The following is a 12,291-nucleotide window of genomic DNA, read 5'->3' on the forward strand; positions in this document are numbered from 1 at the left end:
TTATCAGTGCAGGTAATTCTATAGAAGATAGCAGAGCTGCTCTCGTTTCGAGTGTCAGCTCAGGCTTGTTTAGTGTTAGTCGTCAGCCGTGTTGTCATCGACTTCAAGTAATAGCTCTTCTGCTGAAATAATGATGCCGGTGGAATCAGCATACAGGAAGTCATCATCAAAAAATGAGACGCCGGCAAAGTTCACAGGGACACCTTGCTCACCAGCGCCTTCGCTATCTGCGGCGACAGGAATAGATGCTATGGCTTGAATGCCAAGTTCGCATTCTTCCAGCTCTTCTACATGACGAACAGCACCGTATACAACGATACCTTGCCAATTGTTATCGGTTGCTAATTCAGCAAGGTCGATATCGATTAATGCACGTCTTGTCGACCCTCCGCCATCGATTAATAAAACTCTGCCCGTACCGTCTTGTTGTAGTACTTCAGCAATCATTTCATTGTTTTCGAAGCACTTGACGGTTTTTATACGTCCACTAAAGGCGCTTTGTCCGCCAAAGTTAATGAACATCGGCTCAAGTACGTCAATGGCATCGGCGAAGTGATCGCACAGATCAGAAGTGCTGTAATCCATCATAGTATCCTCAGAGAATGGCTAAACTGTTGTCAGTATACTCCCATTGAGAGGCGGCGCAATGCTTTGAATCAACTTACATAATTGTGTAACAAAAATGTCGTGGGATTGTTATTAAGCTCTTCTATGCTGAAATTGTGAACAAATGTAAGCAACTATGATGAAAGCACAAATAATTAAGCTGGATACGGCGCTTTACTTTGCACTATATAAGCCGAAGCGAGGGCCATGGTTCAAGTGGCTCATGTTGATGTTGTCAAAAAGTGGCAATGGGGGTCTATACGTTATTCTCGCGCTACTCAATGGCTACTTTATGGGAAAGGTAGGTGTCACTTTTATTCAAACGGTATTGGTGGCTTTTGCTATCGAAAGGCCGTTGTATTTCGTGTTGAAAAAACATTTCGCGAGAGTGAGACCGTGTGATTGTTTGGCTGTTAAAGCCATGCTCACACCCAGTGATAAGTTTAGCTTGCCATCGGGACACAGTGCGGGCGCGTGGCTATATGCAACCTGCTTAATGGAAGTTTACCCTGTTTTGACAGTCCCCTTAATTATTTGGGCGACGGGGGTATCGCTATCACGAGTGCTGGTGGGGGTCCACTATCCAGTTGATGTCATTTTAGGGGCATTAATGGGAAGCGGGTGTGCCGTGTTGGCAATCGGGATTTTAGGAGAATTATGAAAATATTATACGGTATCCAAGGAACAGGGAATGGCCACATTACGCGCGCACGTGTGATGGCTGAATGTTTCAAAAACATGAACATTGAAGTTGACTATTTGTTTTCTGGTCGCCCAGCAGATCAGTACTTCGATATGGATGTCTTTGGTGAGTTTCAAACGCGGACGGGGATGAGCTTCATTTCTAAAAGTGGGCGCATAAACTATCGAGAAACAGCCAAACAACTCAAGTTTGGAACATGTGTGCGAGACGTCAAGGCACTTAATATCAAACGTTACGATATGGTCTTTAATGATTTTGAGCCTATTTCTGCGTGGGCTGCCAAGTTGGCGAAGGTACCGGTTGTCGCGATGAGTCATCAAGCGGCATTTTTATCACCTGAAGTCCCGCTCTTTGGTGCTGGTACTATGCAGCGTGCGCTTATTCGCTGGTTTGCCCCAGCTGACGTCTTTTTAGGCGTTCATTGGCAGCCGTTTGCAAAAAATATTGTGCCGCCATTCATTGCTTATCATGGGGGTCATCATGCTTCTATTCCAAATAAAGTGTTGGTTTACCTCCCTTTTGAAGACCTGAATAGCATTGTTGAATTATTGGGAGACTTTCCTGATAGAGAGTTTTATTGTTACCACCCCGATGCAGCAGATCAATCTATCAATCATATTCATTTGCGCGCGCCTTCAAGGCAGGGCTTTTTAGAGGACTTAGCCAGCGCATCTGGTGTGGTTGCCAATGCAGGCTTCGAACTCTCGAGTGAAGCGCTTAAATATGGCAAAAAATTACTATTAAAGCCGTTGCAGGGACAGTTTGAACAGCAGAGTAATGCGTTGACGTTAGAGTCATTGGGACTGGCCAGTGTGATGAACTATTTAAACTCAGAAGCATTGGCGGAATGGCTTGAGTATCCGGAAGGTCAGGTCATTGATTTTCCATCTGATGCAACGCCTTTGGCAAATTGGTTGGCGAGGGGCCAATGGCAAGATTACGGCGCGCTTCACGATAGTTTATGGCATCCGATCCTTGAAAATAGGAACAAAGTTGCATGATAGATGAGCATTTTGAAAAAAAATTGCTTAAAGTTGTAGATTGAATTCCGACGCAAGGCGAGTTTGGCTATACTGTATTGCAGGTTCTGTAATAATTAGGTAACTGTATGGCTCTACTTGAAAATCTCACCATTAAAAGGCGTTTGCAGATAAACGCAGTGGTTGTGGGTGTAGCATTGATTGTGATGTTGGCGGTGATAATCATCGAAGCCAATACAATGCGCCGCTTAAATGAAACAATTCAGTACGCTGAAGAGTTAGATATTCATGAACTCTCAATGCGCAAGTACGAAAAGAATTTCTTGTTCTATAAAGATGTTGATGCGTTGGACAAGTTTGAAAGCGAATATCGCCAGTTACAAACAAAAAAAGCATTATTAAACGAGATTTTTATCGAGTTTAATATCGAAAGGGCGCAATTGGCACAGTTTGATGAATTGGTTAAGCAGTACCATCAATCATTTAACCATGTTGTATCATTGCAAAGAACCATTGGTTTGCATCCAAAAGATGCACTCTATGGGGAGCTGCGCAAAGCAGTACATGGCGTAGAAACTTTACTTAAGCAAAAAGAAGACTATAAGCTGCTGACGACGATGCTACAGCTTAGAAGAGCTGAAAAAGACTTTATGCTGCGCCTAGATACAAAATATCTTGGTAAATTCAATAAGCAGATAGAGACCTTTGAAACACAAATCAAAGCGTCCCCACATAGCGGTAGTTACCAGCAGGAATTGATCAGCTTGCTCAATGTGTATCAAAACAAGTTTAAAGGCTTAGTTGATGCACAGGTGAAGCTAGGTGTAGATCTTGACAGCGGTGCGTTGGGAGAAATGAAACGGACGGTCCAAAAGAGCGATGCCGTGGTGGCTGCGATTGTCGATCAAACTAAACAAGAAATTCATGATAATGCGGAATTTGCAAAATATGTCGCAATTGTGATTTTCATTGTTGCAGGTGTCGTTGTGATGTTTTTAGTCTGGTCTACCAGTCGCTCGATTATTCGTCCAGTAGAGCGTGTGTATCAAACGATTGAACGCATAAGAAGGGAAAACAATCTGGGCATCTTTATTGAGCAAACTGGCAACGATGAAATTACGGTCATGACTCGAGATTTCAACAGCTTGATTGGTGATTTCAAAGAGCTAATTGCGGATGTTAATCGAGCACTAATGACCATCAATGACGCGACCGACCATTTATCGCAAACTACAGCGCAAACCAGCGCAGGCATGAATGAACAACTTCATGAAGCCGATATGGTGGCAACCGCCGCGACAGAAATGCAAGCGACCATCCAAGATATCTCGCACAATACCGAAGCGGCAGCACAAAAAGCTGAATCCACCAACAATAATGCGCAACAAGGACGCAGCGAAGTGACTTCGACCATCGATCATATTATGGCGTTATCTCATTCGTTGAGTGGCGCTTCAGAAGTGGTTGGGCAATTAGAGCGTGATGGTGAAACCATAGGGTCAGTCTTGGATGTCATTCGTGGTATTGCTGAGCAAACAAACTTATTGGCACTGAATGCTGCGATTGAAGCTGCTCGAGCAGGAGAACAAGGGCGCGGCTTTGCCGTGGTTGCTGATGAAGTACGTTCTTTGGCACAGCGTACACAGGATTCTACCCAAGAGATTGAAAGTATCATTTCAACATTACAGCAGCGCACAAGAGATGTAGTCAGCATTATGGAAGAGTGCCGCGGTCAAAGTAATGAAAGTGTGGAGCAAGCAGAAAGAGCTGGTGAACTGCTAGGCCTTATCACCGAAGATGTACAAAACATTATGGATATGAGTACGCATATCGCGACAGCCATTGATGAACAGAATCAAGTTGCTTCTGAAGTGAATAAAAATGTTGTGAAAATAAGGGACATCGCACAAGGTGCCTCGGAACATGCCGCATCTAATGCGCAAAGCAGTGAAGAATTATCTGAGCAAGCAAAAGCGCTACATATGGCAATTGATAAGTACAAAGTTTAACTGTGAACTCAGTGCCTGAAATATGCGTTTTAGGCACTTCACAGACTGAACATACTTTGAGGCATGTCATTTTAGCTGCCCACTCTGACTAAGGTATAAATTTGATGGGCACGCTGTCTTTACTTTGTAGGTGTGCTTCAACGCGTTGTTGATAGGCATGCCACAAAGTCTGATGTTCTGTACAGAGCTTACGTAAATACTGCCAACTAAACAGCCCAGAATTGTGTCCGTCGTCAAAGCACAATCGCACTGCATAGTGGCCAACTGGCTCTAACTGGGAAATTTGTACATCTTCTTTATTCAAGACCAACTGTTGTTGTGATGGGCCATGGCCTTGTACTTCGGCTGAGGGGGAGTGGGTACGTAAAAACTCGCTGCTCAGTGTGGTAGCTAAACCATCATCAAAGTGGATGTCGAGCACTTTACTGATACGGTGGTAATGTAATTTGGTAACTTGATACATATAAAAGTAAGGCCAGCTTATGCTGGCCCTGTCCTTAATTAAAGAATGAAGCGACTGAGATCTTCATCTTTTACTAACATATCTAAATGTTGTTCAACGTATTTCGCATCGATAGTCAATGACTGACCGGCTTTATCAGATGCATCGAAAGAAATCTCTTCCATCAGCTTTTCCATTACCGTATGTAAACGACGTGCACCGATATTTTCGGTCTTTTCATTAACTTGCCAAGCCGCTTCGGCGATGCGCTCAATGGCGTCATCTGTGAATGCAATGGCGACCTGTTCAGTTTGCAGCAGTGCTTGTTGTTGCTCGGTTAAAGAAGCATGAGGCTCGGTTAAAATACGCTTAAAGTCTTTGGCTGTTAATGCTTCCAGCTCAACACGAATTGGTAGACGGCCTTGGAGTTCAGGAATAAGATCTGACGGCTTTGCCATCTGGAACGCGCCTGACGCAATAAAGAGAATATGGTCTGTTTTTACCATGCCGTGCTTTGTGCTGACTGTAGAGCCCTCAATTAAAGGCAATAGATCTCGCTGCACCCCTTCGCGGCTAACATCTGGACCAGACGCCTCACCCCGTTTACAGATTTTGTCAATTTCATCGACAAATACGATGCCATTTTGTTCAACGGCAAAGATTGCTTGCTCTTTAAGCTCCTCTGGGTTGACCAACTTCGCAGCTTCTTCTTCGATAAGTAGCTTAAATGCTTCTTTAATCTTGAGCTTGCGGTTTTTCTTTTTATCGCCAGATAGGTTTTGGAACATGCCCTGAAGTTGATTGGTCATTTCCTCCATGCCTGGCGGAGCCATAATTTCAACTTGTGGCGAGGTTTCAGCGATATCAATATCGATTTCTTTGTCGTCCAGTTGCCCCTCGCGTAACTTCTTACGAAAAACTTGGCGTGTTGAACTGTTTTCAGCAGGTTGCGCTTCGCCCCAAGCATCTTTTGCTGGTGGCAGTAACGCATCTAAAATACGCTCTTCAGCGGCTTCCTCAGCGCGGTGTTTGTGCTTTTTAGTCTGTTGTTCACGTGTCATTTTAAAAGACACTTCGACTAAATCACGAATAATCGTCTCAACTTCTTTACCCACATAACCCACTTCGGTGAACTTAGTCGCTTCAACCTTGATAAAAGGCGCGTTGGCCAGCTTTGCTAGGCGACGAGCGATCTCGGTTTTACCTACACCAGTTGGACCAATCATCAGAATATTTTTTGGGGTGACTTCAGCGCGAAGATCGTCATTAAGTTGCATGCGACGCCAGCGGTTACGAAGTGCGATAGCAACCGCTTTTTTAGCCTTGTCTTGACCAATGATGTGCTGGTCTAGCTCATGAACGATTTCTCTGGGTGTCATTGCTGTCATGGATTTTCCTATTACAATTCTTCGATGGTCTGGAAATTGTTCGTGAACACACAGATATCACCTGCGATCTTCAAGCTTTTCTCAACAATTTCGCGTGCACTGAGTTCGGTATTTTCGATCAGCGCTGTTGCAGCGGCTTGAGCGAAGTTGCCACCGCTACCAATGGCAATAAGATCGTGCTCAGGCTGCACAACGTCGCCATTACCGGTGATTATTAAGGATGCGGTTTCATCAGCGACGGCCAGTAAGGCTTCTAACTTTCTTAGGGCGCGATCCGTTCGCCAATCTTTGGCCATTTCGACAGCTGCGCGGGTAAGGTGGCCTTGGTGCATTTCTAATTTAGTTTCAAATCGTTCAAACAGTGTAAATGCATCGGCAGTACCGCCAGCAAAACCTGCCAGTACTTTACCGTTGTATAGACGACGCACTTTTTTTGCATTGCCTTTCATCACCGTATTGCCAAGAGAAACTTGGCCGTCACCGCCGATAACAACTTTGTCACCACGACGAACGCTTACGATAGTAGTCATAGTATTCCTTAAAAGAGGCCTTTGCCTCGGATAATTATATCAATAAATGCTTAGATGAGGGCGACTGTGCTAATTTCAAGTCCAGCCCCAAATTCCACAATCGACAATTTTGATGCGTTTTAGGCGGTTTTTGTCGCTTTCTGCCGCGCGTTTTTTGTCATATGGTCCAAGGCGCACGCGGTACCAAACACCGTTACTGCCTTCTGTTCTGCGAATTTCAGAAATGAGTCCTGCAAACGCAATGCGTGCTTTGCGCTTTTCTGCTTGTTCGTAAGTACGAAACGAACCACATTGCATTTGAAAAGGACCTTTGGATTTTATTTCTTTTACTTCAGCGGTTACCGTGGCTCGCTCCATATCCTTAATAAAGGTGGGCGGCCTTGGCAGGGCTTTTTTCTCTTCAACAGGCGCTTCGACTTTGGCGGGTTGCTGAGCGTGTTTCACTTTCACCGGATCAGCATTTTGCTTGATATACCACAGTCCATAAGCAAACCCGCCGATCAGCAATAGCGCAAAAACTGCGAGTACAGTGGGGAAAGGCTTTTGAGCTGCTGGTTGCTTCTTCTTTTGGCCTTTTTTTGGGGTTTTATTTATATAATCGTGTTGTGCCATAATAGTTTAAAAGGTATCCATCGGATCCACATCAATATTCCAACGTACTCTCGATGCTAACGTGTGACTGCTAATATAATCCTTAAGCTGCATTAGATATTGGTGCAAAGTATTACGTTGTATTGCCTGTATATGTAGTTGATAGCGATATTTTCCTGCCAAACGCTCCATTGGTGCAGGAATTGGCCCAAGCAATTGTATACCAGAGAATGGTTGTGCTGGAACCAGATCAGATAAAAATGTCATAACTAAATGTGCAGAGGTCGCTTCGGCTCGCACGATTGCGAGGTGCGCATACGGAGGAAGTTGTACTTCTTGCCGTTCGGTTAAGGCATAGCGAGCGAAGTCTTGATAGCCATTGTTCACCAAATCTTGCAATAACGGATGCTCTGGAAAGTGAGTTTGTAGCAGTACCGTACCTGGTTCGCCACTTCTGCCAGCGCGACCTGCTACTTGGATCACCAGCTGTGCCATGTGCTCGGTTGCCCTAAAGTCGCAGGAATAAAGCCCACTATCGACATCAAGGATGATCACCAGCGAGACATCAGGAAAATGGTGCCCTTTGGCGAGCATTTGTGTCCCAATGAGAATTTGCGCGCCCCCTTGGTGAATCCGTTCTAATGCGTTTTCTAAGCTGCCTTTACGGCGTGTAGAATCTCTGTCGATACGACTGATGGGCGTATCTGGGAACTCATTGGTCAAAAACTCTTCTAGTTGCTCGGTACCAAGGCCTGTGGGCATAATCTGTGTGCTTCCACAATCTGGGCACTGATGTGGTACAAATTGTTGCTCGCCACAATGGTGACAAACGAGGCGTTGCATGTTTTTGTGATAAGTTGCGCTGGTACTACAGCGCTCACAGTTACTTAACCACCCACACTCATGACAAATCAAGGTGGGTGCAAAGCCGCGACGATTAAGAAATACCATAGCTTGCTTACCGACAGAGAGGGTTTGTTTAATCGCTTGTAAGCTACTGCTGGCAAATCCAGCTTGGGTTTGTTGCGCTTTCATATCAATAAGGTGAAAGCTATTATCTTGGCTCGTTTGCGCACGTTTACTGAGTGTAATGAGCTGATATTTATTATCTAGTGCTTTTTTTAAAGTCTCCAAGGCCGGTGTGGCTGTCCCCAGCACCAGCGAGATCTGCGTTTGATTTGCACGAAAAGCGGCAAGGTCTCTAGCATGGTATCGCAGGCTGTCCTGCTGCTTAAAAGAATGGTCATGCTCTTCGTCCACGATGATCATAGCCAAAGACTTAAAAGGGAGAAAAATACTCGAGCGGGTGCCAATAACGAGTGCGGTGGTTGCTTGCTGGGCCCTGCGCCAAGTATGGAGTCGCTCATTATCCGTCAGATTTGAGTGCCATAGGTCGATGGGCAATCCTGGGAAACGACGCTTAAAGCGATTTACGGTTTGCGGTGTAAGGCCTATTTCAGGCACTAACACCAATGCTTGCTGTCCCGCTGAAAGCACTTTTTCCAAACATTGCAAGTACACCTCTGTTTTACCACTACCTGTTACACCTTCTATCAAAAAAGTGCGAAATCCATGGCTGTGATTGATTGCGCTGCATGCAGTGGCTTGCTCGGGATTTAAAGTGGGCTTACTACCGACTTGTAGAGGTGTTGATTGCCACGAGGTATCCTGACGGAGTTCTTCGCGAATGAGCTCTTTTTCTAACAACGATTTTATTTGCGCTTGGCTAAAGCCAAGGGTTTTTAACTCTGTGCCTGTAGCATCCCCGGCGCTGCGCAGTTGCTCTATGAGGGCTAACTGCTTTTTGGCGCGTAATTGAGTGGTTGCATGCCCTAATTCAGTGAGGGTCAAAATGGGTGTCTGTGTTTTATCGATATTATCACCATCTCGAAGGGCACCCGGTAGCGCAGTAAATATAGTATCGCCAAACGGATAGCAATAATACTGGCTTGCAAAGCGCAAAAAATCCAAATGTGGCTGACTGAGGACTGGCGTTTCGTCAATAATGGACTCAATGGCTTTGATCTTATTTTCTGGCACATCACTGTGTGATTTTAGTGCCGTAACCACGGCAACGCAGCGACGATTGGCAAATTTAACCCACACGCGACCGCCAACACAAGGGGACTGGTCGTTTTCGTAGGTGTAGTCAAAAGTTCTATGTAAGGGGACTTTTATTGCGACAGCTGCGAATGGCATTTTTTCTCCAATGGGTAAGCCGATTGCTGTTGAAAAGACTTCATAACGGCTTTGAGTATACCCGATCCAATGAGCGCATGTAGTCGTAAATTGCTGGTATTATAAAAGGAATAAGATAAATCATTAAATAGGTCGATTTATTGCTTGTAGTTTGAGCATATTCGCCCTAAAATACGCGTCCAATTTATTTGTATAACGACGTATGGTGCCAGACTTCGGGTTTGGAGAGCGATACGGCCTTAATTAGAGGTTCCCTATGAAAGAAGGTATTCACCCTAAGTACGAGACGATCACAGCATCGTGTTCTTGTGGTAACAAATTCGAGACTCGTTCAACACTTTGTAAAGACATTCACCTAGATGTTTGTTCTTCTTGCCACCCATTCTATACTGGTAAGCAGAAGATCCTTGATACTGGTGGTCGTGTTGATCGCTTCAACAAGCGCTTCGGTGCGCTTTCTACTAAGCGCTAATCAGCAGCTTGGTCATGCAAAAAAGCACCTACGGGTGCTTTTTTTCGTTATACCACATCAATTTTCTTCCCGCTTTCATTGTGTGTCTTTTTCCTCAGAAGACTTAAAATTATCTCAATTTGGTATTGTATTAAAAAGTTGCCATATTTGTTGTATAGCATAAGCGTAGCTTAGCAGCCCGGCAGACATTGCTTTTTGTCGTTAGTGGTGCATTGCGAAGTGTTTAAATTATTTCTAGTTTTGAATATTTATGCTGTAGTGATTTAATTTTGTTTAGGTTAAATTCATTCAAATGTCGTCAAATGTCGTTATCTTTAGTTAAAATGCGTTGATGTAGAGTTTAATTTTCGACGGGTTGTATGTCTGTTAACTTTTGCATAATAATTACTCAGAAAGCCCCTTAGGGGGCGAATTTTGAGTTATTTGATAGGCAAAAAATTGGATGAAAAGTCGTGTAAAAGTCGCTAAATTCTAAAAAATATCCTTGAACAGGATAGACCTGATTGTGCTTGAATTAATTTTCAAAAAAGGTATTGTGAAGACAGTTAGCGAATTTTTATCTCACTCTCACTATTAACTTCTCGTAGGAAAAAATCGCGTCATGTCAGATTTACGTGAAAAAGCATTACATTACCACGCTCACCCCGTCCCAGGTAAAATCAGTGTTGAGCTTACAAAGCCAGCAGAATCTGTAAAAGATCTTGCGCTTGCCTATAGTCCAGGTGTTGCAGAACCTGTACGTGAAATTGCAGCAGATCCTGCTAATGCCTATCGTTATACTGGTAAAGGCAATATGGTTGCTGTAATCAGTAACGGTACAGCTATTTTAGGCCTAGGTAACTTAGGTCCTTTGGCTTCGAAGCCTGTGATGGAAGGTAAAGCACTCCTGTTTAAACGCTTTGCTGGTTTAGATTCAATCGATATTGAAGTAAAGCATCGCACTACAGAAGATTTTATTAATACTGTTGCAAATATTGCTGACACATTTGGTGGTATCAACCTCGAAGACATCAAGGCACCAGAGTGTTTTGAAATTGAAAAAGCGTTGATCGAACGATGTGATGTCCCTGTATTTCATGATGATCAGCACGGCACCGCGATTGTGACGGCTGCTGGTATGTTGAATGCACTTGAGATCCAAGGCAAAGATATCAAAGAAGCGATTATTGTTTGCTTAGGCGCGGGTGCAGCGGCGATTGCTTGTATGGAGCTTCTGATCAAATGTGGCGCGCAGCGTGAACACATTTATATGCTTGACCGTAAAGGTGTTATTCATACACGTCGCGATGACTTGAACGAATATAAAACGTTATTTGCAAACAACACCGACAAGCGCACTTTACAAGACGTTATTGCGGAGGCTGATGTGTTTGTGGGTGTGTCAGGTCCTGACTTGTTATCGCCAGAAGATCTTAAACTCATGGCAAGCAAGCCAGTGGTATTTGCATGTTCGAACCCAGATCCAGAGATTAGTCCAGAAGTTGCGCATGGCGCACGTGATGATTTGATTATGGCAACTGGGCGTTCGGATTATCCAAACCAGGTGAATAACGTACTGTGCTTCCCATTCATTTTCCGTGGGGCATTGGACGTACGTGCAACGGCCATCAATGATGAAATGAAGATTGCAGCTGTGGAAGCAATTCGCAGTATTGCCAAAGAACCTGTACCACAAGAGGTCCTTGTCGCTGCTGAGGTCGAAAGCTTAGAATTTGGTTCGGAGTATATTATTCCTAAGCCTATGGACCCACGCCTTTTACCTCGAATCGCCAAAGCAGTTGCACAAGCTGCAATAGATTCAGGGGTTGCACAAATCGAGATGCCAGAAAATTACATGGCGTAATCGTAATATGAAAAAAGCCTCACATTGTGAGGCTTTTTTGTTTGATGACGAAGCGTAATTTTATTCTTCGTTGATCTCTGGAATATCCAAGCCCATTTTTTCCATAATATGACGTACTTCGGCAGGGATTTTTTCAGGGTTATCTTTTCTTAGGTCTTCATCATTTGGTAAAGGCTGTCCTGTAAAGGCATGTAAAAATGCTTCACACAATAATTCACTGTTGGTCGCGTGGCGTAAGTTATTTACTTGGCGACGAGTCCTTTCATCTGTTAGTACTTTAAGCACATTCAGAGGAATAGAGACAGTGATTTTTTTCACTTGCTCCGATTTTTTACCGTGTTCTGCATAAGGGTGAACATACTCACCGTTCCATTTAGCCATAATTCTGTACTTGCCTCAGTGTTTACTTGGGATGCAAATAAGACTGTGTTTTTGCACGTAGGGTGAACTGCAGACGGTATCGTTAAAGTGGATCAACTCAAGAAAAGTGTCACTTTATACATTAGTGGCAGAACAACACGTCTTTTG

Annotated in this window: 12 protein-coding genes; 5 read left to right on the top strand and 7 right to left on the bottom strand. The window is 44.1% G+C overall.

Going from position 1 to position 12,291, the window contains the following annotated elements:
- Window positions 1–75 precede the first annotated feature (75 nt).
- On the bottom strand, window positions 76–585 hold the full coding sequence (gene rraA, locus L1286_RS15330) for a ribonuclease E activity regulator RraA (RefSeq protein WP_235408012.1): 510 nt from the start codon (window positions 583–585) through the stop codon (window positions 76–78).
- A 157-nt stretch (window positions 586–742) separates the two neighbouring features.
- On the opposite strand from rraA, the gene L1286_RS15335 reads away from it, so the two are divergent.
- From L1286_RS15335 to L1286_RS15345, 3 genes are all read left to right on the top strand, one after another.
- The gene (locus L1286_RS15335; RefSeq protein ID WP_235407928.1) at window positions 743–1,267 is read left to right on the top strand and encodes a phosphatase PAP2 family protein; all 525 of its coding nucleotides are present in this window, start codon (window positions 743–745) and stop codon (window positions 1,265–1,267) included.
- Entirely contained in the window at window positions 1,264–2,310 is a 1,047-nt protein-coding gene (locus L1286_RS15340; protein ID WP_235407929.1) for an MJ1255/VC2487 family glycosyltransferase, read from the top strand. The genes L1286_RS15335 and L1286_RS15340 overlap by 4 nt, the downstream gene beginning before the upstream one ends.
- Window positions 2,311–2,417: 107 nt before the next feature.
- On the top strand, window positions 2,418–4,298 hold the full coding sequence (locus tag L1286_RS15345; protein WP_235407930.1) for a methyl-accepting chemotaxis protein: 1,881 nt from the start codon (window positions 2,418–2,420) through the stop codon (window positions 4,296–4,298).
- Window positions 4,299–4,386: 88 nt separating this feature from the next.
- Here L1286_RS15345 and L1286_RS15350 read toward each other — a convergent pair whose 3' ends face one another.
- The 5 genes from L1286_RS15350 to priA form a co-directional block, all read right to left on the bottom strand.
- A complete protein-coding gene (locus L1286_RS15350) occupies window positions 4,387–4,761 on the bottom strand; it encodes a gamma-butyrobetaine hydroxylase-like domain-containing protein (RefSeq protein WP_235407931.1) in 375 nt (124 codons plus the stop codon).
- 38 nt (window positions 4,762–4,799) lie between these two features.
- Entirely contained in the window at window positions 4,800–6,128 is a 1,329-nt protein-coding gene (gene hslU / locus L1286_RS15355; protein WP_235407932.1) for an HslU--HslV peptidase ATPase subunit, read from the bottom strand.
- An 11-nt stretch (window positions 6,129–6,139) separates the two neighbouring features.
- The gene (hslV, locus tag L1286_RS15360) at window positions 6,140–6,658 is read right to left on the bottom strand and encodes an ATP-dependent protease subunit HslV (protein ID WP_235407933.1); all 519 of its coding nucleotides are present in this window, start codon (window positions 6,656–6,658) and stop codon (window positions 6,140–6,142) included.
- 75 nt (window positions 6,659–6,733) lie between these two features.
- On the bottom strand, window positions 6,734–7,270 hold the full coding sequence (locus L1286_RS15365; protein ID WP_235407934.1) for an SPOR domain-containing protein: 537 nt from the start codon (window positions 7,268–7,270) through the stop codon (window positions 6,734–6,736).
- Between the two features lie 6 nt (window positions 7,271–7,276).
- Window positions 7,277–9,448 carry a primosomal protein N' gene (gene priA / locus L1286_RS15370; protein WP_235407935.1) on the bottom strand — a complete coding sequence of 724 codons (2,172 nt, stop codon included), beginning with the start codon at window positions 9,446–9,448 and terminating at the stop codon, window positions 7,277–7,279.
- Window positions 9,449–9,704: 256 nt separating this feature from the next.
- On the opposite strand from priA, the gene rpmE reads away from it, so the two are divergent.
- A complete protein-coding gene (rpmE, locus tag L1286_RS15375) occupies window positions 9,705–9,920 on the top strand; it encodes a 50S ribosomal protein L31 (protein WP_235407936.1) in 216 nt (71 codons plus the stop codon).
- A gap of 601 nt (window positions 9,921–10,521) precedes the next feature.
- Window positions 10,522–11,763, top strand: coding sequence for a malic enzyme-like NAD(P)-binding protein (locus tag L1286_RS15380; protein WP_235407937.1), 1,242 nt, complete (start codon window positions 10,522–10,524; stop codon window positions 11,761–11,763).
- A 60-nt stretch (window positions 11,764–11,823) separates the two neighbouring features.
- Here L1286_RS15380 and metJ read toward each other — a convergent pair whose 3' ends face one another.
- The gene (metJ, locus tag L1286_RS15385; RefSeq protein WP_235407938.1) at window positions 11,824–12,144 is read right to left on the bottom strand and encodes a met regulon transcriptional regulator MetJ; all 321 of its coding nucleotides are present in this window, start codon (window positions 12,142–12,144) and stop codon (window positions 11,824–11,826) included.
- Window positions 12,145–12,291: the final 147 nt, after the last annotated feature.

Origin of the sequence: Pseudoalteromonas sp. SMS1, from assembly GCF_021530565.1 — a bacterium.
In the GTDB taxonomy this organism is placed as follows: Bacteria; Pseudomonadota; Gammaproteobacteria; order Enterobacterales; family Alteromonadaceae; genus Pseudoalteromonas.